This window comes from Paenibacillus sp. FSL R5-0341 (assembly GCF_037975235.1).
GTDB lineage: Bacteria > Bacillota > Bacilli > Paenibacillales > Paenibacillaceae > Paenibacillus > Paenibacillus amylolyticus_A.
Genome location: NZ_CP150241.1, coordinates 3,844,660 through 3,864,973 on the forward strand (window position 1 = coordinate 3,844,660; position 20,314 = coordinate 3,864,973).

A 20,314-nucleotide genomic window follows, 5' to 3' on the forward strand; every position below is an offset into this window, starting at 1 on the left:
AAACTCACAGCTCATCGTCGAGCAGATCAGGATCGAGATCGTCATAATCTCCATCGCCACTGCCAAAGTCATAGTCCTTGTCTTCGTAATCACCGCAACCATCTGTGCAGACCTTCACACAAACTTTAGTCTCGGCAACGAGTTCCACAGCGAATTCCCGTTCTACCCGGATAATTACACTGCTTCCACCTGCTGATACTGTGGCTTCCACACAGCTAGGTTCCTGCGTTGCATCCGCAGACACCTCTACTGTGGAAGTCCGGTGTTTCGGGTCCAAATAGGACAAAGGCACATGTTCTACATACGACACCGTTTCTTTGGCTACATCCGTCTGCGAATTCTTGTCATAGGAATACCAAATGTTGATATCGTAAGTACCAATAACTTCAATTCCGTCACCCGCTGATACGGCTTCATATTGGTGGTTGATAATCCAAGCCCCCAAAATACTTGTCGGACCATTTGGCGGAGTCACGGTATGTGTTACGGTAGAGAACTTACGACCTTTGCCGCAGATCGCCTTCGTGATAATCTCTCTACATTGATGTTTATGACTCAATGACATCTTTAAACCTCCTCCATACAATCATTCACTACAAGTGTATGCAGGGCATTCGTCTAGGGTGACAACTATTTTCTATTATTCGTTTGTAGATTGGGACCGGTCCGAGATTGGGGACGGTGCTTTGTCCTTCTTCGCGACTTTCAGATACAGCGCGAGTTCGCGGCACAGCTGGAGAATTGCGGAGCGAATCTCGAATTCTTCCCTTGTATCCGGCAGCTCCATACGTCTGAATTCTTCTTGCACATCCGCAAGAAGTTTTTCAGTTCGTCCAGTGTAGGATTCAGTAAGCACATCCTGACTGAGCTGATCGAACAGCTCCGATACCATTTCCGCATGTGGCATCTTCTCATAGATCTGGGACACCAGATGCATCATGTGCTGGATGGAGTCCAGCTGCGTTTTGCGCATATAGAAGTAGACACTCCATTCCTCATTCGGATGAATCACCTGATTCTCCAGAGATCGCTTGGCTGCTTCGATGCCGCCCAGAATCGCTTTATCTGCTTCAATCAGTTCTCTCCCTGCCCACGCTTCATTAGGATTACGCAGCGTCGCCGCAAATTCTTTGAAGATCTTCGAGAAAAGTTCATCGATACGTTTGCGGATGCGCAGCATTTGTGGATCGGCTGCCGGCATATAAGCAAGGTTAACTGCCATTGCTGAACCAAGACCAATCAGCAGCAAAGCAATTTGCACGAGAATGACATGAATGTCCATCTCCCCGCCCCCAAACACCCGAAACACCACGACTGATCCTGTTACAATGCCTTCCTTGAAACCTACCCGAACAATCACCGGGAATGCGATCAATATGTATACTGCCAGCACCCAATAATGGAAGCCTAGAAAGTGAAAAAGTACACTTGCAAATAAAAGCCCAACTACTGAAGCAAAAAAACGCGCCGATATGGTGCGAATACTTCGTTTTCTCGTTACATCCACGCCAAGAATTGCAAGCAATCCCGCTGATGTTGGTCCCGGCAGGCGGCACCAATCCGCAATCAATACGGCCATTAATGCGGCAATTGCGGTTTTAATTACCCTAAAACCCATTTAACATTCCATCTCCTCTAAGCTGCAAAAAAGTTCTTAGCCCGCTCGTCGCCTCATTCATTTATCATAACTAGTATGACTCATCCAACCGTAAACTAGACGACATCAACCGACATGCGCATGCATGCCGGTCACAGCAACACGCCCCGAATGAGGGACGCTGGCAAGTTAGATCGTTGCGACAGAACCTCAAGGCCCTCTTCTCCAATCATCGCATTCATTCCGGATCTCCGCGGAATATTCATACTAAATATGGTACTTGATTTTACGGTATCGGGCAACGTGACACCCCTTGTGAAATTGTATACATATTATAAACATTCATAATACGAATAAAACACGGCCAAATCACCTGCGCCCAGCCAGTAATTTGCGCTCTGCATACACAACAAGTTGATACATGGCTGTTGCAACTGCAGCAATAATTAACAGACTCGATAATACGAGCGTGAAGTTGAATACCTGGAATCCGTAGATAATCAGATAACCAAGACCTTGTTTAGCGACCAGAAACTCACCTACGATTACCCCCACCCAGGCCATGCCTACGTTAACTTTCAAGGTCGATACAATCGCCGGAAAAGAAGCAGGCAATACGACTTTCGTAAAAATCTCGGAACGGTCTCCACCAAACGTACGAATGACTTTAATATAGTTGGGATCAACTTCATTGAAGCTGTTATATACCACCAGTGTCGTGATAATGACCGTGATGGACAACGTGGTCATGACAATCGCTGTAAAACCCGCGCCGAACATAACGATAAAGATCGGGCCGAGGGCTACCTTTGGCATACTGTTGAACACAACCATATAGGGGTCCAGCACTTTAGACAAAAAAGGAGACCACCAAATTAAAACCGCAAGCAAGGTTCCCACCAGTGTTCCCAGCAAAAAACCAACTGCCGTTTCCCCTACGGTAACTCCTACATGTGCCCACAACTCACCGCTGGCGATGTCTTTACCGATCTGAGCAAAAATTTTACTAGGATAACTGAACAACAGCACATCAATCCATCGGAGTCTGCCCGCCAGTTCCCACAGCAAAAACATAGATACCAGCATGGATAACTGTACAGCAAGCACTTGATGTCGCCATCTGGCCACCTGCTGAATATGATTCCGATGCAGCTGCCCCATCCACTCGTCACGCTTTTCCTGCTTCGGATTCGTTTGATTCACGCGTCTCTCTCACCTCCCCCGGACTGGTCCAGTTCGCTCCATAACGCCTGAAACAGCTCATTGAATCCTTCTTGTTCCCTGGCATGAAATGGCTGAGATTTGCGAATTCCATCGGGAATGATAAATTCACGACGGATGCGACCTGGATTGCGATCCAGTACAATGACGCGGTCGCTGACCGCAATGGCTTCAGACAAGTCATGTGTGACAAGTACAGAGGTTTTGCCAAACTCTTTTAACGTGTCCGAAACTAGATCTTCCAGTTGCAGCTTGGTTTGATAATCGAGTGCCGAGAACGGTTCATCCAACAACAAAATTCCCGGATCGGTTGCCAGCGTACGCACCAGGGCCACCCGCTGTCTCATCCCCCCTGAAAGCTCTGAGGGGTATTGGTTCTCTGTCCCAGCCAAACCCATACTTATCAGCAGTTCCCGTACACGCTCACGGCTACGCTCATCCAGTCTGCCTGTCAATTCAAGTCCGATCAATGCATTATCCAGAATGGTCCGCCACGGAAACAGATAGTCCTGTTGAAGCATATAACCAATCTGTGCGGAGGGGCCGCCTACGAGCTTGCCTTTAATCTTGACCTCTCCTTGAGTAGGTGTGAGCAGCCCGGCGATGATCGACAACAATGTCGTTTTACCGCATCCGCTCGGTCCAACCAGACTGACGAACTCCCCTTTCTGGATCTCAAGACTCAAGTCTTCAATCACCAATGAAGCTTCCCTCTCGCTGACATAGACTTGAGAGATTCCTTCCAGTCGGATCACACTTTCGGATTCAGGCATTCTGCTCACTTCCTTTCCTGAATACCCCATTACTTCGATATCGTAGCTTCTTCCGCATAAACATTATCCACAATGGCATCCAACTCCACGCGTTCTTTCAACTCGCCGGCAGCACTCATGACATCAAGCAGATTGTTCCACTCTTCCTCATCAATGATCGGGTCCGTTGCATAGCTGCCCTGTTCCTTATAACGGTTCACACTGCTTACCAAAATGGCTGGATCGATGTCTTTGAAAAAAGGAGTAATGACTTCTGCAATCTCTTCAGCCGTATGGGAATCTACCCATGCTTGCGCTTTGTGCAGACCATTCGTAAACTTCTGCACGACATCCTTGTTGTCGTTAAGATAGCTCTGTTTCGTCATGAAGACGGTGTAAGGCAGAAGACCACTTTCTGTTCCAAACGATGCAACAACTTTGCCCCGACCTTCTTGTTCGAAGATGGATGCCTGGGGTTCAAACAATTGAACATAATCTCCCGTGCCTGAGGCGAAAGCAGACGCAATGTTGGCAAAGTCCACATTCTGAATCAGCTCCAGATCACTTTGCGGATCAATACCATGTTTGTTCAGTGCAAACTCCCCTGCCATTTGTGGCATGCCGCCTTTACGCTGCCCGAGAAATGTGGAATCCCTCAGTTGCTCCCAATCGAAGCTACCTTCCGGGTTACGTGCGAACAGGAAAGTACCATCCGTCTGGGTAAGCTGGGCAAAGTTAATGACCGGATCTTCCGCTCCCTGCTGATAGACGTATATGGACGTCTCTGCACCTACCAGCGCAATGTCCACTGAACCGGCGAGCAATGCCGCCATCGTTTTGTCACCGCCAGCTGTCGTCTGAATCTCCACCTCAAGTCCCTGCTCCTCAAAAAAACCTTGAGCCACGGCCACATACTCCGGTGCATAAAATACCGAACGAGTCACTTCGCCAATCGTAATCTTGGCTTCATTGTCTTCCTTATTACAGCTGGTGAGTGCCACAATGATAATCAGCAGAATAACGATGCCCCGGACGAACCATGGCGTGTATTTCATGTTGTTTCCCTCCTTCACTGGTTTCAGCAGTTTCTCTCTATTATGGATATGCTGATGCCCAACAAAAGGTTAAGAACTTGAATGCAAAAAAGAGCCGGGCAATGATGCCCGACTCTTCAGCTCTTCGAAATGCTACTGTAATACGCTGTTTAAGCGCTATTACAGCTTGTAAATCTCCGCATATTTAGCTTCCAGATAATCGGCTAGATAATCCGGATTCAATTCTTCACCCGTTACGGCAACAATCAATTCCGAAGGTGTGCGACTTTTGCCATATCGATAGATTTTGTCTGTAAGCCATTCCTTAATCGGAATCAGATTACCTTCGGTAATATGGGTATCAAACCCCGGCATTTCCTTGCGCAATGTATGTAGAATTTGAGCTGCATACATATTACCCAGAGAATACGATGCAAAGTAACCGAAGTCGCCACCGGACCAGTGAACATCCTGAAGAACGCCGTCTCCATCATTCGTTGGCATAATACCGAGGTATTCCTTGTATTTTGCATTCCAGGTTTCCGGCAGGTCCTTCACTTCTAAGCCATCGTTGAACAACATTTTCTCGATCTCATAACGGATAATAATGTGCAGGTTATAGGTCAATTCATCGGCTTCAATCCGAATGAGTGAACTCTCCACCCGGTTGATTGCACGATAGAAATCTTCCAGTGCAACCTCGCTCAGTTGCGGGAAATGCTGCTGCAAATCTTTGTAATAGCGTGTCCAGAACGGCAGACTGCGACCAATCATGTTTTCCCAAAGACGGGACTGGGATTCATGAATACCCATGGACGTTCCTTCTGCAAGAAGGGTACCCGCCAGACTGTCATCAATATTTTGCTCATACAGGGCATGTCCGCCCTCATGCAGTGAACTGAAGACTGCGCTCGCTACATCATCCTGCAAATAATGTGTGGTGATCCGCACATCACCCGGGTTAAGACCTGTTGCAAAAGGATGAACACTCTCGTCCAATCGTCCAGCTTCAAAGTCATAGCCCATCTGTTCCAGGATGAACAGACTGAACTTTTCCTGCTGTTCAGTGTCAAACAACTGATTCAGGAACTCTGTATTTGGCTTGTTTTCTGAAGCATTAATCTTCTCTTGTAGAGGCACCAGACGTGCTTTGAGGCGGGCAAATACAGCATCCACTTTCTCAACGGTCAGATCCGGCTCATACATATCAAGCAACGTATCATAACGTGTATCCTTCACACCCCAATAATCAATAAACTCCTGTTTGAGCTTAACGATATCTGTCAGATATGGTGAGAACCCTGCGAAATCGCTGTTATGCTTGGCATCTTCCCATGCGGTTTCGGACTTGGCCGTGAGCACGGTATACGCTTGTACTTTCTCAGGCGGTACAGACTGACTGCGATCATATTCTTTCTTGCAATCCTCAACCAAACGACGATCTATATCTTCGAGTTGTTCCAATACTGCTGGAGTAGTTAATGCATCCAGGTAGGTCTTCATGTCAGCAGAAGTTTGCAGCTTGAATGCTTCGGTGGACAACATACCCAGCGTCTCCGAACGAGTCGGAACGCCTTTTTTCGGCGCACCTGTGCGCAGATCCCAGTGAAGCAAACCAATGGCTTCATGATAGCTCTTAATTTTACGAGCCAAATTACGGAAGGATTCCAAATGTTCTAGTGTTTGTTTATCCATTGTTATCGTTCACCTCTTCAAAAAAAATGTTATACCCTATTGATGATACTTTTCCCATTGCGTATAATCAACTTTTAACAGAGGCAAATTGCATTATCCTCCTGAAGATACGTGGTCAAAAAGTCTGGTTTTCATTACCGAGAAGATGAAATGCAGATAGAAATGGTGTATCGGAGCGTAGGAAAACTACGTGTGCAACTACATGTTTCCGAAGGAAACAATCTTCGTAAGCGTCTGCTTATTTCGGCTGAATTTCAACTTCGATGCTGATGATGCTCTTAGGCATCATTCGTAATCAAAAACGGACTTTTTGAACAACCTCTAAAAAGGTTGGAGTAATGTGATCTGCTGACCGTGATATACTAATAACGCAAAGGCGCGTAGGACAAGCTGCATCAAATGCAAGTGGCCGTGCTCGTCGTATTGGATAACAGGAGGCAATGGACATGAACAACATTCAAGAGATTTTGGCTTACAACAAATCATTTGTCGAGACTAAAGAATACGAAAAGTATACGGCTGGAAAGTTTCCAACCAAAAAGATGGTTATCATCACTTGTATGGATACACGTCTGGTGGAAATGCTGCCCAAGGCCATGAATCTGAAGAACGGTGATGTGAAAATCATCAAAAACGCTGGCGCGATTATCTCTCAGCCTTTCGGCAGTGTAATGCGTAGTGTGCTTGTCGCCATCTATGAACTGGGTGCAGATGAAGTTCTGGTTGTTGGACATACGGAATGTGGTATGGCTTCCCTTCACGCAGAGACCATGATTGGACATATGGTTGAGCGTGGTGTATCGGAAGAAGTCATGACAACCCTGGAGAATTCTGGCATCCGTCTACAAAAGTGGTTGCGCGGGTTTGACAGCGTCGAAGAAGGGGTAAAACATACTGTGGAAGTGATCAAGAAGCATCCTCTACTTCCACCCAATGTACCCGTCCACGGCATGGTTATCGATTCTGCTACAGGTGAGCTTGATCTTGTCGCTGAGGGGTATGGACAACAGGCATCTCTCTAAATGGTTTGGAGTGCGGACCTTATGGTTCGCACTTTTTTTGTCTAAATTGAGGCAGTTGTTCTGTCAGGTTGTCAAACCATACAGTTTCAGTGTACACTTTTATGAAAGCGGTCAAAGAAAGCAAATTTGTTTATTTTCTCTGACCCAGCCCTAATATTAAGGAGACATGTGCATGAACATACTTTCCTACGGATTGCTCGGGCTACTTACCCGCGAGGAGTCATCGGGCTATGATCTGATGCTGAAGATTCAGCCGCATTGGCAGGCGAAGCACAGCCAGATCTACCCGCTCCTGTCCAAGATGGAAAACGATGAGTTATTGGCCTCCCGCTGGGTACAGCAGTCTGACAAACCGGACAAGAAAATGTACGCAGTTACGGAAAAAGGCATTGAAAAGCTCTTGGAATGGATGATTACTCCTGTTACCGCACCGGTTACACGCGATGAATTTAATTTGCGTATCTTGTGTGTTGGCATTGCGGAAGACGGAAGCATGAGACGCATTCTGAATGAGCGTAAAAGCTGGTTTATGGAACGCATCCGTTATTTCGAGGATTTGAAATCACGTATACCTCTGGATAATCTTCGTGTAGGCAACCGAGATTTTGGAAGCTACATCCTGGTACAAAAAGGGTTAATGCATGCGCAAACAGGCCTGGAATGGTGTCATTGGGTTACCCAATTGCTTGATGGCCAAGCTGCAATTCAAGACCCAAATCCAAGCGTTTCAGAAATTTAATAAAATTTGAAACGTTACTACAAGTTGACCGTATTACATGAGTAAGGCCCATTTTTGGGCGATTCAAACAAATTAATCGGGGGGTTACGATCTTTACAATGAAGAAAAAATTTGGAGTTAAACATCTAATGATGGTATTTATGGCCTTTACATTATTGTTCGCAACAGTGGGAGTAACGAATCCGGATTCTGCGGATGCAAGACGTGGTGGCGGATTCAAATCCGGTACGAAAAGTTATACTAACACACCTAAGAAATCCGACTCCAACAGTAACGTGAATCAATCCAATTCCGGTAATAACTCCGGTACTGGTGCAGCTGCAACCCGTGGTGGTGGATTCTTCGGCGGTGGCGGCGGCTTCATGAAAGGCATGATGCTTGGTGGTCTTGCTGGTATGATGTTCGGTGGATTGTTCGGTGGCATGGGCGCCCTGGGTAACATCCTTGGATTGCTCGTGAACGTTGCCGCAATCATGTTGATTGTTATGCTGGCTATGGCACTCTTCAGAGCCATCTCCAACCGTCGTAAACCTGCAGCGGATGGTCGTTATGACCGCCGCAATGATGATCGTGATGATGACCGTAACAGAAACGGACGGTACTAATCTCTATGGTTCTGAGCATGGATGAAATTGTGAATGCAATCTGTATTCATATGGCAGAACGTAAGGGTGTACGTCCAACCGATGTGAACGTAGAACTGAGCTGGGAAGAAGATACAGGTTATTCCGCTGAAGTTTGGATTCAAGGCCGCAGTCAATATCTGGTGGAGTCCAATATGATTGAAGCGATTCTTCGCTACCTGCACAGTGAATACAACATCCGGGCGTACCGTGAGAACGTACGACTTGATCTGGATGAAGAGATCACAGCCATCGTTAATCAATAATATAGGTCAAGCAATGACCTGTTATACAAAAGACCGTCTCCGCTCTGTCGCTTGACAGAGATGGAAGACGGTCTTTTTGTTTCTATATAAGTGTTGTGGTATAGTCTGATACGTTTCCGTATTTCGTTCTAATACTCCTAATACTCAGACACTATGATTGGAGTTTAACCAGGCTGTAGTTCTTTTTACCTTTACGGATAATGATGAATTTACCGCCAATGGCATGCTCTGCCGACACCGTGAATTCAAGCTCCGTGATTTTCTCACCATTCATGGAAATCGCACCTTTGGTGACATCCTCACGCGCCTGGCGCTTCGATGGCTCCAGACCCAGATCCACGAGCCAGTCCACAATATTTTTCGCTTCGCCGTCCGTTTCAAATGTTGGCATTTCCTTGAAGCCCTGCTCGATTTCATCTGCTGTCAGGGAACGGATATCACCACTGAACAGCGCCGCTGTAATACGCTTAGCCTGTTCCAGCATTTCTTCGCCGTGAACGAATTTTGTCATTTCTTCCGCGAGTGCTTTCTGTGCTTCACGTTTATGTGGCTCTGTCTCTACCTTTTCAGCCAAAGCTTCAATCTCTTCTTTGCTCAGGAAGGTAAAGTATTTCAAGTATTTAATGACATCACGGTCATCTGTATTCGCCCAGAATTGGTAGAACTCAAATGGTGTCGTTTTGTTCGGATCAAGCCAGATTGCGCCGCCAGCTGTTTTACCGAATTTGGTTCCGTCGGATTTGAGCATCAGCGGAATGGTCAGACCGTACGCTTTCGCTTCAGATCCTTCTTTTTTGCGGATCAAGTCGAGACCACTCGTGATATTACCCCATTGATCAGAACCGCCGATTTGAAGCTGTACGTCCTCGTTCTGGAAAAGGTGCAAGTAGTCGAGTGATTGAAGAATCTGGTAGGAAAACTCAGTAAACGAAATTCCGCCTTCCAGTCTGCTCGCAACGACATCCTTAGCCAACATCGTATTGAGGTTAAAGTTTTTGCCGTAGTCACGCAAGAATTCGATGACATTGATTTTGTGTGTCCAATCGTAGTTGTTCACCATCCGAACCTGATTATCACCGTCGGTTACGAACAGCTTCTTCATCTGTGCTGTCAGTGCATCCACATTCTCCTGCACCTGCTCCATCGTTTGCAATGAACGCTCTGCCTGACGTCCACTTGGATCACCAATCGTACCTGTAGCTCCACCAATCAGAATGACTGGACGATGTCCTGCCAGTTGAAAACGTTTGAGCATCATGAAGGGAATTAAATGTCCGATGTGCATGCTATCCCCCGTAGGGTCAACTCCGCAGTACAAGGAAACGGATTTCGTTTCAGTCAACTCACGCAGTCCCTCTGCATCTGTCTGCTGGTTAATGGCGTCACGCCACTGTAGTTCATCAATAATATTCATTCGTAAAAACCCCTTTTCTATCCTCAAGATTCAGTCATGATCTACGTTAAATTACGAAATTACACGCTGGAACGGCTTTTTTGGACACAAAAAAATCGCCTCCTTGTCTTCATTAGACACAGGGACGATTATCATAACCGTGGTACCACCCAAATTGCATGGACAACACGTGACCTTAACACGTTATCCATACCACTTTTGGCAATATATCGTTTGCCCATCCGCTTGGCATTACCCAAGTACTCCAGAGTGTAATTCGCAGCCCTTGTATGTATCAGGTTCCATCAACCCCTGACTTTCTGTAACAGGGACAAAGCCGCTACTGCGCTCTATCAACGTGATTCATGTATTCAATTTATAGCAAGTATAGCCGAACGTTTGAGTCATTGCAAGGCCAAGTATGCATTCTTTCAACAGAGCTATGGATGCATAGTTAAAACCAACTTATATAATCATCATGTTCAATTTCCCGTGATAATAAGCAAAGGCCTTCTCCGCGATCTGATCCTCATTGCTCCAAAATTGCTGATCCAACGTATCTAAACGCTGCTCCTGTTCCTGTGTCAGAAATTTAGGAATATCCCACAGTTCAGTAAGCCGTTCATCCTCTTCGAGATGCTCAATGCAGTCGTATGCTGATGTTACAATCTCCAACACTTGAGTCGCACCAATGGTATGTAATGCCCGTAACGCGTAACGGTATACCTCTTCACCCCAGTTACAGAAAAACTGAATAAAACCGCCATTAAACACATCCGCCTCTAACAGCCATAAAGCAGCAATGTCCTGCTCGTTCGAAGTCAACGAAGCCCAGCCCTGTTCAGATTCATTCTTTTTTTCGACAAATAACACAGCATAGTCATACCATCCATCATTAATATCTTGCTCGCTCACGTAACACACCTCATTTTTTATTTATTTCATGCCCTCTAACTCCTGACGTTTACCCGTCTGATACCAATGTAAATACGGATCACCGATCTGCTGGAAGGCTTCCTGAACACCCCTGTTTAGTTCATTCATCACTTCATTTGTGTAGTTCAAATGCGTCTGTTTATTATCCACGCCATATCTTTCCAACAACCCCACATGCGTCGCGGTGAAAATTATATCCTCCAGCAGCCAATAGATGACTTCATCTGGCTGTTTCACCCGTTTCTCTAACGAGACGAGACCACGTTCGTATATTCGAACGATATACGTATCTTTTCCACACTCTACATAGGGGACACCATCCGATTTAAAGCTCTCAAACATACGGTTAACATAGTTCTGCATCTGTTCCCTATGGAAAGCTGTTCGCTCTAACAACTCTAAAAGGATCGCTACCAGTTGTTGTTTGCTTAACATGTTGGACATCACTACACCTGCCTATATAAGTAAATCACTTCTTCTCTAATTATTACATGACAATCTCCGAATTCAATGTCAATGTTGGATATTAACGTCGATGACAGTGTGAAAAAATGAAAAAGCTGCCCACGGCAGCCTCTTCTTCTTTCATATTGTTTAATCAGGTCCCACAAAAAGTCTGATACGAAGTATTACATTGTGCAGGTAATTCAGCATATTCAGCCTGTTCAGGTGAATGCTTGAATGGATCTGAAAGAACAGCCAAAAGCTTCTCCAACAAGCTAAGATCTCCATGATTCTCTGCTCGCTCAAGCGCTTCTTCGACCCGATGATTGCGAGGAATGACGGCTGGATTGCTTGTTCTCATCAACTGCTTAGAGACTTCCTTCTCCCCTTGCTGACTGTCCAATCTTGATTGCCAACGCGCATACCATTCAGCAAATTCTGTCGTGCCAGACAACGTTGTCCCTTCCAACGTATCAAAGGTCAAAGCCAGGAACGTATTTGTATAATCTGCTCCATGCTTCTCCATGAGTTCAAGAAGGTCCTTGATCAGGGCTTCATCTTCGGTCTCTTCATCCAACAAGCCCAGTTTGGAACGCATGCCCTTGAGCCAATGATAATGGTACAATTCAGAAAATTGCGCGATAGCATCCTGAGCGATTTGCACGGCCTCTTCTTCGTCTTCATGCAGCAGAGGTATAAGAGTCTCGGCAAAACGTGCCAAATTCCATCCGCCAATATACGGTTGATTTCCATAAGCATAACGACCTTGTTTGTCAATAGAGCTAAATACAGTTGAAGGATTATAAGCATCCATAAAGGCACATGGCCCGTAATCAATCGTTTCTCCACTAATCGCCATATTGTCCGTATTCATCACGCCATGAATGAAACCCACACGCTGCCACTGAGCTACGAGTGCCGCCTGCCGCTTAATTACTTCCTGAAGGAGCAGAAGATAGCGATTTTCCGCTTGAGCGACCTCAGGAAAATGTCGATGGAGCGTGTAATCAGCCAACGCCCGAAGATCATCAATAGACCCCCATCTTGCTGCGTACTGAAAGGTTGCTACTCGGATGTGACTGGTAGCCACACGGGTCAAGATAGCACCAGGCCGTTCTGTTTCGCGAATAATGTTTTCTCCTGTAGACACCACTGCTAGACTGCGAGTAGTCGGGATACCCAGTGCATACATTGCCTCACTAATGATGTACTCACGCAACATGGGTCCAACAGCAGCTCGTCCATCCCCTCCACGGGAGTATGGTGTTCTACCTGAACCTTTCAGCTGGATATCCACTCGCTCGCCTTGTGGCGTAATCTGTTCTCCCAGCAGTAAAGCCCGTCCATCACCAAGCATGTTAAAATTGCCGAATTGATGTCCTGCATAAGCCTGCGCCAGAGGCTCGGCTCCTTCCGGAATCGAATTACCTGCAAAAATTTGTGCTCCTTCATCACTGTCAAGAGACTCCACATCCAGTCCTAAGCTGGATGCAAGCAATCTATTGAAAATGATCAGCTTCGGTGATTCAACCGGAACCGCACCCTGACTTGTAAAAAAGGGTTGCGGTAGCTGCGCATAACTATTGTCCAAATTCCAGCCTTTGTTCAACGTTTCTTGTTGCATGGTGATCACAACTCCTTTTCTGTACCCAAGGGATACACCCCAGGTTTTATTTTAGCCTTGTGAACCAATGCTCATTTATGTAGTCGCATGGAAATTCAATGTAGAGAACATCTAAAATGTTCTTGATGAAACTTTAGCATATTTGCATTCCTTTTGCATTCCTCTTAAGTAGCAACTTTGATAAACTGCCCACCTATCGTTCTTTCCGCACAAAAAAATCCAAGAGGTTCTTTGCAAGTGGAGTCATTGCCTCTCATTCCACTGCCCAGAAAAACCCTCTTGGATCTGTTCCCTTTACCTATGAAATGCCTGATAATACAAGAATTACGTGTGCGCTTCCTGTGCCTGTACAGGCTGTACTGGCAAGCTCTTATTTTTGAAACCGAGGTTAAAGAAGACATTAAGCAGGATGGCTGATAAACTTCCGGTGATAATACCATCGCTCACAATAATACGAATGCTTTGGGGAAGCTGTGCAAACAGATCCGGTACAGCGGTAACACCAAGTCCAAGGGAAACGGAGCAAGCCACGATCAACAGATTGGATTGTTTGGCGAAATCGACGTTTTGCAGCATTTTGATCCCGGATGAGACGACCATTCCGAACAATACGACAGTCGCTCCACCTAATACAGCACTTGGAATAATCGTTGCAAAAGCAGCTACTTTCGGAATAAGTCCGAGAAAGATCAGAATGCCACCGGCTGCAACCACTACATTAGTCGTTTTCACTTTGGAGAGCTGAACCAAACCGACATTCTGAGCAAATGTATTGTATGGAAAGGCATTGAATATGCCACCTAGAACAAACGCAAGACCTTCTGCGCGATATCCCCGTGCCAAATCTTTTTCGTTGATCGGTTGATCACAGATTTTACTCAAAGCCATAAACACACCTGTTGATTCGATAATAACTACCGTACCTACAATGATCATTGTAATAATGGGGCCGATTTCGAAGGTTGGCCATCCAAAGTAGAAGGGTTGGGGCAAATGGAACCAGGAGGCTTCCTGTACAGCGGCAAAGTTCACTTTTCCCATGAAAGCTGCGATGAGGGTCCCCACGATAATACCCAGGAGAACAGCCAGGGATTTAACAAAACCACGAGCATATCGATTCAGAATAAGAATGAAAAGTAATACTCCAAAGGAAAGAGCCAAATTATCCAAGCTTCCGAAATTCTCGCTGTTTGCTCCACCCGCCATGTTTTTAATACCGGTTGGGATCAGCGCAAGACCGATGATGGTTACCACTGTACCTATCACAACTGGTGGAAACAATTTGACAATTTTGCTGAAAAATACGGCAAAGATGACGATAAATAACCCGGCTGCAATGATCGACCCATATATGGCGGGAATTCCGTATTGCGATCCAATCGCAATCATCGGTGTGACCGCTACAAAAGAGCTTCCAAGCACCGCTGGCAAACCTATACCCAGATACTTCCCTTTTCGCGCCTGAAGCCATGTTGCAATCCCGCACGTTAACAGGTCAATAGATACCAGATACGCCAACTGCTCTGCAGTCAAATTCAGTGCTCTGCCCACGAGCAAAGGTACCAGAATTGCTCCCGCATACATCGCGAGTACGTGCTGAATCCCCAGTGAAAAAACTCTCATCTTTTTGGTTTCTTTCATCCCACGTTGCCCCCCTGAAATTAGAATCAACCGAACCGCTGCAAAATCATGTTATGTTGATTCACATTATATAAACTATTCAGGGAAGTTCCATGATTCATAACATAGAATTGTTATAAGAGATAAAGAGCCCAACTAAAATTGGGCGTGTTGTACAAATGGTAATCTCAAATCGTTTATATCGCGTCATATTTTCTAACACTTTATACATTCTCAGCTTGTCCAGTTGAGAGGCCTGATGTTAAAACGCTGCTCCATAACCTCTCCGTTCTGATGAACCCTCTCCGTGAAAAACACTTCTTCTCTGGTCATCAGGACAACGGACGAAGCTCTGGTTCCATAGTCAAATTTCTCACTTCTAACGAAGATGGGAGAAAGCAAACGTTCCCATTCCAATGGAACACCTGTATGGGGTAGAAGATCATCCACTGAAGGGTCTGCAATTTGCAGCAAATCTAATATTTGCTCTGTCAAGGAAGCTTCATCCTCCCCGTTGATGATTTTCTCAAGCCCTTCTTTCCCGCGTTTCACCTTGGGCCAATCCGTATTGATCAAGTGATTACTAATCCCGTATATTCCGGGTGTCAACTTCATCACAACGTTGCCCACATTAGAGTAATAATAGAGGTCGTCAGGATCACCCACCAACAAATTGTAGCCAGGATAATCATTGCGACTTTGCTCCGCACAGTGCATATATTGCTCAGGTGTGGACGTGCCCTTTAAAAAATCAGCAACCAGATCTCCTCTTGAACCCTTGGCATGTACATCTTCATTAGGATCACGATAATTCGTAACAGCAGCCAGTCGTCCCCCTGTGGTTACGCCCATCCAAGTTCCCATTTTCGATAAATCCCGACCTGCCAATATTTGAGGGTGATCTTCCCAATAATGTGCTTGAGCCGTAGGTCTGTGATAGAATTCATCCCTATTTGATCCCAGAATAAGCGGATACTTTGGATGCATGTTGTAAGCAAATAAAATCAAACACATGGAAACCTTCAACTCCTATATTCATTAAACCTCTGATATTAGGGCTTTATATCGCATAATCAACTACAATGACATCTTCCACCCAACCATCTAGGGAAGCTACAAATGCCTGATGAGCAGGATGTGGACCATAGGCGCGCAATGCGTCCTGATCTTCAAATGTCACTCTCAACCCAATCGTATAACCTTGAATACGGTCCGTTTCTTCCGTTGCATTGATCCCTGCGGTCAACGCCACAATCCCCGGGATTTGTTCCTTCAACGCGAGCAATTGAGCCACCCATTCCCGTTGCTTGGCTAATGTGATTTTATCGTTAAATTTAAAAACAACCAAATGTTCAAACATTTTGTTATTCCTCCTATGTCCATTCGAATAGTAAATGTAATTTCGTTAAATGAATTTAATTCAACAATTCCAATCCGCCCATCATATAGGGGACCACCCTGTTGGCTAATTCAGCAGGGGATTCCTGCCCGCCTTCAATATTCCATCGATAGGTCATTCCATAGATCGACCAGCTTAGCATGGTTGCCGTAATTTTCAGCGTTTTGGGATCTAGATCCCCCGCTACTTTGCTCATTAATTCAAGAAGGAATTGCTCCAGTTGAGTCTTGATATTCTCTTCAATAATTGGTGCAACCGTCTCATATTTTTTGATGCATCCATGACTTGAGACGTGATAGTCACATAATGAAAATATAAGCTGCTGTATGGTTTCGGCTGATAACCGAGCATCCGGGTCCACCCTTTTCGTTACATATTCCATAAAAGCATCCGATAACAAGGCTTCAAGCAGTGCATATTTATCCTGAAAATGGGCGTAGAAAGTAGCTCTGTTAATTGTGGCTTGTTCCGTAATGTTTTGAATCGTAATGCTGTTGAAATTTTTAAGATTCAATTGGTTTAAAAACGCATCAAGAATTAATTGACGCGTGCGAATCACACGCGGATCATTCGAGTTTGGAGACAATACACCAGACATGTACCAATCCTCCTTAGTATACAAAAATATTTGGTTAGACTTCTTCATTATAGATAAGTGTTATTTGTTCAACAAGTGAAAGTAAGTACAAAGACACCATACAATAATCAGCGTCTTTCGCTTAAGCAACAAAATGCTCCGATTGTTGGTTGAGCATGCCTATAGACCTTGTTAAGATTGCACTCGTACCCGCTTGAAGGTGCATAATAATGGAGGTGCTTAGTTTGAATAATCAACAACATAACGTTATTTCTACGGAGTTTCTGTTTCAACCATACACTGTTAAAAAATTAACCCTGTCCTCGCGCATCATCATGTCCCCCATGGCTCGTGCCTTCTCCCCGGATGGTGTCCCAGGCCCCGATGTAGCTGCATACTATCGTCGGCGTGCCGAGCATGGTGTTGGACTCATTATTACCGAAGGTGCGACCATTGAGCATCCATCTGCATCAAGTGAGCCTAAAATCCCTCATATGTATGGGGAAGCAGCTCTTCAAGGGTGGGCTGAAGTGGTCAAACAAGTCCACGAAGCTGGCGGAAAAATTTTCCCGCAAATTCTACATATGGGAATCGTTCGTCCTTCCGGATCTCAACCTCACCCGGAAGCCGCTTCGCTTAGTCCATCAGGAATTGATATGGAAGGTACTCAAGTAGGTGCGCCTATGACGGAGGCAGAGATCGCAACAGTGATTCAAGCTTATGCCGATGCAGCGGCCAATGCGCAAAGCATTGGTTTTGACGGGATTGAGCTTCACGGTGCGCACGGTTTTCTGATCGATCAGTTTTTCTGGAAAACAACGAATAACAGAACAGACCGCTACGGTGGCGACCTTGAGAAACGAACTCAATTCGCGGTTGAACTTGTTAAGGCAGTCCGTGCGGCGGTAGGCCCTGATTTCCCTATTGCCATGCGAATTTCTCAATGGAAGATGAATGATTATCAAGCCAGACTGTTCGACACACCCGAACAACTGGAACAATTCCTTCGTTTACTGGTTGACGCTGGTGTAGACATCTTCCACTGCTCCACACGACGCTTCTGGGAGCCCGAGTTCGAAGGATCTGAGCTTGGATTTGCAGGTTGGGTGCGGAAGCTGAGTGGTCAAACCACCATTACCGTCGGTTCTGTGGGGATGCCCGATGAGCCTGAAGCAGGAGCAGATAAAGCAACACATCCAGGTATGAGCGAACTTATGAAGCGATATGAGCAACAGGAATTTGATCTGGTGGCTGTGGGACGTGCGCTTCTCGGTGACCCGGCATGGGCTGCCAAAATGCGCGAAGGACGCGTATCTGAGATTAAGCCTTTTACACCTGAAGCACTGGCTACATTAAATTAAGAACAATTAATTATTGTTCCGGACATTTTTTTGCCCCATATATATAGGTTTGAACTCATGAATCAACTATACTAAGCAAAGGGCTCGCTTTCTCTTCGGGATTGCGGGTATTTTGTTTTGGAGTAACCCTGTCCGATCAGACACTTCGAGCAATAGCAATATCGTTCAAGAAAAAGCCTTCTTTACATCCTATACTGACGTTAACATACAAGAAAGAAGGTGCATCATGACTCGGGAAGTTCGGACTGTGGTATTTGATACCGATCTACAGCTAGAAGCTTATCAATTTGAAGGCATCATGCAGAAATTCCCCAATCATTTTCATGACTATTATGTCATTGGATTTATTGAGCAAGGCAAGCGACACCTCGTCTGCAACAACGAAGAATATATTTTGAATAGTGGAGATATTATAGTCTTTAATCCACAAGACCCTCATGCCTGCGAACAGATCGACGGAAGCACCTTCGACTATCGCTGTATTAACGTCCAGCCTGATGTTATGCGAGAGTATGTGAGAGAAATTACCGGACAAGCTTACTTGCCCCGGTTTACATCCCCTGTTCTCTACCAGAGTGAACTTGTTGGTTCCCTGCATGAGCTGCATCAGATGATTCTAGAGGAGCAATCGGATTTCTATAAGGAAGAATTATTACTGTTTTTGCTGGATCAATTACTGCGAGATTATTCGGATGTGGAACCACCTGTTTCCACACAGGACGTCACTACAGAGATCAGGCGCATATGTGATTACATAGAATCTCATTATATGGAGAGCATCTCGTTGAACGAGTTAGCCAACTTGACGGAGATGAGCAAGTATCACCTGCTGCGTTTATTCACTCGCCAAAAAGGGATATCCCCCTACCGTTATCTGGAGACGATTCGCATTAATCAAGCCAAACGACTGTTGGAACAAGGCCAGCTTCCGATTGAAGTGGCAGCACAGACAGGGTTTAGCGATCAAAGCCACTTTACGAATTTTTTCAAAAAACTGATTGGCCTGACGCCCAAGCAATACCGACGTATCTTCAATCATGATGCAGAGCCGAAACGAACCACCAATCATATCGTATGACAAGTCATCATAATACCAAGGTTTCTACCGGACATTTGCTCGCCCTGTTTACCATCTTGATCTGGGGAACTACTTTTGTCTCGACGAAGGTTCTGTTGATTGACTTTACTCCAGTGGAAATTCTATTTTTCCGCTTTCTGATCGGGTATTTGATACTGTTGCTGATCTATCCACGTTCACTGCGGATCGCCTCATTCAGGGAAGAATGGCTATTTATCGGAGCAGGTCTATGTGGGGTGACTCTATATTTTCTCATTGAAAATGTAGCACTGGTCTACACAACGGCTTCCAATGTGGGTGTTATTGTCTCCATTGCCCCATTCTTCACTGCCGTGCTCGCACATTTCTTCCTGGATGGTGAGAAGTTAACGCGCCGCTTTATCATCGGATTCGGGATTGCCTTGAGCGGTATCATACTCATCGCCCTGAACGGCAGTTTCGTTCTGCAACTGAATCCGGTAGGTGATCTGCTTGCTTGCATCGCACCTGCGGTATGGGCGATATACTCTGTATTGATGCGAAAAATTGGCGAGCTTCCCTATCACACCATCGGTGCTACACGCAAAGTGTTCTTTTATGGCTTAGTCTTGATGCTACCAGCTCTGCTCCTGTCTGACTTTCATTTGGAGCTTGGCCGTTTTAAGAACATGACTAATCTCTCCAATTTCCTCTACCTCGGACTGGGTGCCTCTGCGTTGTGTTTCGTAACCTGGAACCGGACCGTGAGTCTTCTTGGAGCTATTAAAGCAAGTGTGTATATCTATCTGGTACCTGTCATTACTGTTGTGTCATCTGCGATCATTCTTCGGGAACAGATAACCTGGGTCATCCTGCTCGGGGCGTTCTTAACCTTATTCGGTTCTTACATTTCAGAGCGAACAGCAAATAAGCTCAACAACAAAAACACTATTCCGCGTAGCGGTTAGTGTTTGC

The 20,314-nt window shown here is 45.6% G+C and carries 21 protein-coding genes and 1 other annotated feature; of the genes, 7 read left to right on the forward strand and 14 right to left on the reverse strand.

Annotated elements, in window-relative coordinates:
- Positions 1–4 precede the first annotated feature (4 nt).
- The 6 genes from MKX75_RS17195 to MKX75_RS17220 all read right to left on the reverse strand — a co-directional run bounded on the left by MKX75_RS17195 (position 5) and on the right by MKX75_RS17220 (position 6,299).
- Positions 5–565: an outer spore coat protein CotE gene (locus tag MKX75_RS17195; RefSeq protein ID WP_062835006.1), complete on the reverse strand. Its 561-nt coding sequence runs from the start codon at positions 563–565 to the stop codon at positions 5–7.
- Between the two features lie 75 nt (positions 566–640).
- On the reverse strand, positions 641–1,618 hold the full coding sequence (locus MKX75_RS17200) for an aromatic acid exporter family protein (protein ID WP_062835007.1): 978 nt from the start codon (positions 1,616–1,618) through the stop codon (positions 641–643).
- 348 nt (positions 1,619–1,966) lie between these two features.
- Positions 1,967–2,758, reverse strand: a complete 792-nt coding sequence (locus MKX75_RS17205; RefSeq protein WP_062836083.1) for an ABC transporter permease — start codon at positions 2,756–2,758, stop codon at positions 1,967–1,969.
- 38 nt (positions 2,759–2,796) lie between these two features.
- Positions 2,797–3,591: an ABC transporter ATP-binding protein gene (locus tag MKX75_RS17210; protein WP_062835008.1), complete on the reverse strand. Its 795-nt coding sequence runs from the start codon at positions 3,589–3,591 to the stop codon at positions 2,797–2,799.
- Positions 3,592–3,620: 29 nt separating this feature from the next.
- Positions 3,621–4,625: an ABC transporter substrate-binding protein gene (locus tag MKX75_RS17215; RefSeq protein ID WP_339166166.1), complete on the reverse strand. Its 1,005-nt coding sequence runs from the start codon at positions 4,623–4,625 to the stop codon at positions 3,621–3,623.
- A gap of 159 nt (positions 4,626–4,784) precedes the next feature.
- Complete coding sequence (locus tag MKX75_RS17220; RefSeq protein ID WP_339166167.1) at positions 4,785–6,299, reverse strand: carboxypeptidase M32; 1,515 nt, start codon at positions 6,297–6,299, stop codon at positions 4,785–4,787.
- 446 nt (positions 6,300–6,745) lie between these two features.
- Between MKX75_RS17220 and MKX75_RS17225 the strand changes: the two genes are divergently transcribed.
- From MKX75_RS17225 to MKX75_RS17240, 4 genes are all read left to right on the forward strand, one after another.
- Complete coding sequence (locus MKX75_RS17225; protein ID WP_062835011.1) at positions 6,746–7,321, forward strand: carbonic anhydrase; 576 nt, start codon at positions 6,746–6,748, stop codon at positions 7,319–7,321.
- Positions 7,322–7,493: 172 nt separating this feature from the next.
- Positions 7,494–8,060 (forward strand): PadR family transcriptional regulator, encoded by a 567-nt coding sequence (locus tag MKX75_RS17230; protein ID WP_062835012.1) that lies wholly within the window; start codon positions 7,494–7,496, stop codon positions 8,058–8,060.
- A gap of 98 nt (positions 8,061–8,158) precedes the next feature.
- A complete protein-coding gene (locus MKX75_RS17235) occupies positions 8,159–8,665 on the forward strand; it encodes a hypothetical protein (protein WP_062835013.1) in 507 nt (168 codons plus the stop codon).
- Between the two features lie 5 nt (positions 8,666–8,670).
- A complete protein-coding gene (locus MKX75_RS17240) occupies positions 8,671–8,949 on the forward strand; it encodes a YxcD family protein (protein WP_017687903.1) in 279 nt (92 codons plus the stop codon).
- Between the two features lie 151 nt (positions 8,950–9,100).
- On the opposite strand, the gene tyrS is transcribed toward MKX75_RS17240, so the two are convergent.
- From tyrS to MKX75_RS17280, 8 genes are all read right to left on the reverse strand, one after another.
- Complete coding sequence (gene tyrS / locus MKX75_RS17245) at positions 9,101–10,363, reverse strand: tyrosine--tRNA ligase (RefSeq protein WP_062835014.1); 1,263 nt, start codon at positions 10,361–10,363, stop codon at positions 9,101–9,103.
- 117 nt (positions 10,364–10,480) lie between these two features.
- Positions 10,481–10,708, reverse strand: a binding site (T-box leader).
- A 99-nt stretch (positions 10,709–10,807) separates the two neighbouring features.
- Positions 10,808–11,257: a DUF4375 domain-containing protein gene (locus tag MKX75_RS17250; RefSeq protein WP_339166169.1), complete on the reverse strand. Its 450-nt coding sequence runs from the start codon at positions 11,255–11,257 to the stop codon at positions 10,808–10,810.
- A gap of 21 nt (positions 11,258–11,278) precedes the next feature.
- Positions 11,279–11,722 (reverse strand): Imm63 family immunity protein, encoded by a 444-nt coding sequence (locus MKX75_RS17255; protein ID WP_339166171.1) that lies wholly within the window; start codon positions 11,720–11,722, stop codon positions 11,279–11,281.
- A gap of 154 nt (positions 11,723–11,876) precedes the next feature.
- On the reverse strand, positions 11,877–13,346 hold the full coding sequence (locus MKX75_RS17260) for a YdiU family protein (protein WP_339166173.1): 1,470 nt from the start codon (positions 13,344–13,346) through the stop codon (positions 11,877–11,879).
- A gap of 324 nt (positions 13,347–13,670) precedes the next feature.
- Positions 13,671–14,987 (reverse strand): nucleobase:cation symporter-2 family protein, encoded by a 1,317-nt coding sequence (locus MKX75_RS17265; RefSeq protein WP_339166174.1) that lies wholly within the window; start codon positions 14,985–14,987, stop codon positions 13,671–13,673.
- Positions 14,988–15,200: 213 nt separating this feature from the next.
- Entirely contained in the window at positions 15,201–15,980 is a 780-nt protein-coding gene (locus MKX75_RS17270; protein ID WP_339166175.1) for an NRDE family protein, read from the reverse strand.
- Between the two features lie 46 nt (positions 15,981–16,026).
- Positions 16,027–16,326 carry a Dabb family protein gene (locus MKX75_RS17275; RefSeq protein ID WP_076331523.1) on the reverse strand — a complete coding sequence of 100 codons (300 nt, stop codon included), beginning with the start codon at positions 16,324–16,326 and terminating at the stop codon, positions 16,027–16,029.
- Between the two features lie 55 nt (positions 16,327–16,381).
- A complete protein-coding gene (locus MKX75_RS17280; protein WP_339166176.1) occupies positions 16,382–16,963 on the reverse strand; it encodes a TetR/AcrR family transcriptional regulator in 582 nt (193 codons plus the stop codon).
- Between the two features lie 224 nt (positions 16,964–17,187).
- Between MKX75_RS17280 and MKX75_RS17285 the strand changes: the two genes are divergently transcribed.
- From MKX75_RS17285 to MKX75_RS17295, 3 genes are all read left to right on the forward strand, one after another.
- Positions 17,188–18,303 carry an NADH:flavin oxidoreductase gene (locus MKX75_RS17285; RefSeq protein ID WP_339166177.1) on the forward strand — a complete coding sequence of 372 codons (1,116 nt, stop codon included), beginning with the start codon at positions 17,188–17,190 and terminating at the stop codon, positions 18,301–18,303.
- 226 nt (positions 18,304–18,529) lie between these two features.
- Entirely contained in the window at positions 18,530–19,381 is an 852-nt protein-coding gene (locus MKX75_RS17290) for an AraC family transcriptional regulator (RefSeq protein WP_339166178.1), read from the forward strand.
- Positions 19,378–20,307 (forward strand): DMT family transporter, encoded by a 930-nt coding sequence (locus tag MKX75_RS17295; RefSeq protein ID WP_339166179.1) that lies wholly within the window; start codon positions 19,378–19,380, stop codon positions 20,305–20,307. The genes MKX75_RS17290 and MKX75_RS17295 overlap by 4 nt, the downstream gene beginning before the upstream one ends.
- Positions 20,308–20,314: the final 7 nt, after the last annotated feature.

What these genes read in the sequence shown, in the direction of transcription:
- MKX75_RS17215 (WP_339166166.1), bottom strand. Translation starts at nt 4,625, where the DNA reads ATGAAATACACGCCATGGTTCGTCCGGGGCATCGTTATTCTGCTGATT.
- MKX75_RS17235 (WP_062835013.1), top strand. Translation starts at nt 8,159, where the DNA reads ATGAAGAAAAAATTTGGAGTTAAACATCTAATGATGGTATTTATGGCC.
- MKX75_RS17220 (WP_339166167.1), bottom strand. Translation starts at nt 6,299, where the DNA reads ATGGATAAACAAACACTAGAACATTTGGAATCCTTCCGTAATTTGGCT.
- MKX75_RS17225 (WP_062835011.1), top strand. Translation starts at nt 6,746, where the DNA reads ATGAACAACATTCAAGAGATTTTGGCTTACAACAAATCATTTGTCGAG.
- MKX75_RS17195 (WP_062835006.1), bottom strand. Translation starts at nt 565, where the DNA reads ATGTCATTGAGTCATAAACATCAATGTAGAGAGATTATCACGAAGGCG.
- MKX75_RS17290 (WP_339166178.1), top strand. Translation starts at nt 18,530, where the DNA reads ATGACTCGGGAAGTTCGGACTGTGGTATTTGATACCGATCTACAGCTA.
- MKX75_RS17230 (WP_062835012.1), top strand. Translation starts at nt 7,494, where the DNA reads ATGAACATACTTTCCTACGGATTGCTCGGGCTACTTACCCGCGAGGAG.
- MKX75_RS17295 (WP_339166179.1), top strand. Translation starts at nt 19,378, where the DNA reads ATGACAAGTCATCATAATACCAAGGTTTCTACCGGACATTTGCTCGCC.
- MKX75_RS17200 (WP_062835007.1), bottom strand. Translation starts at nt 1,618, where the DNA reads ATGGGTTTTAGGGTAATTAAAACCGCAATTGCCGCATTAATGGCCGTA.
- MKX75_RS17205 (WP_062836083.1), bottom strand. Translation starts at nt 2,758, where the DNA reads ATGGGGCAGCTGCATCGGAATCATATTCAGCAGGTGGCCAGATGGCGA.
- MKX75_RS17270 (WP_339166175.1), bottom strand. Translation starts at nt 15,980, where the DNA reads ATGTGTTTGATTTTATTTGCTTACAACATGCATCCAAAGTATCCGCTT.
- MKX75_RS17240 (WP_017687903.1), top strand. Translation starts at nt 8,671, where the DNA reads ATGGTTCTGAGCATGGATGAAATTGTGAATGCAATCTGTATTCATATG.
- MKX75_RS17260 (WP_339166173.1), bottom strand. Translation starts at nt 13,346, where the DNA reads ATGCAACAAGAAACGTTGAACAAAGGCTGGAATTTGGACAATAGTTAT.
- MKX75_RS17265 (WP_339166174.1), bottom strand. Translation starts at nt 14,987, where the DNA reads ATGAAAGAAACCAAAAAGATGAGAGTTTTTTCACTGGGGATTCAGCAC.
- MKX75_RS17255 (WP_339166171.1), bottom strand. Translation starts at nt 11,722, where the DNA reads ATGTCCAACATGTTAAGCAAACAACAACTGGTAGCGATCCTTTTAGAG.
- MKX75_RS17280 (WP_339166176.1), bottom strand. Translation starts at nt 16,963, where the DNA reads ATGTCTGGTGTATTGTCTCCAAACTCGAATGATCCGCGTGTGATTCGC.
- tyrS (WP_062835014.1), bottom strand. Translation starts at nt 10,363, where the DNA reads ATGAATATTATTGATGAACTACAGTGGCGTGACGCCATTAACCAGCAG.
- MKX75_RS17275 (WP_076331523.1), bottom strand. Translation starts at nt 16,326, where the DNA reads ATGTTTGAACATTTGGTTGTTTTTAAATTTAACGATAAAATCACATTA.
- MKX75_RS17210 (WP_062835008.1), bottom strand. Translation starts at nt 3,591, where the DNA reads ATGCCTGAATCCGAAAGTGTGATCCGACTGGAAGGAATCTCTCAAGTC.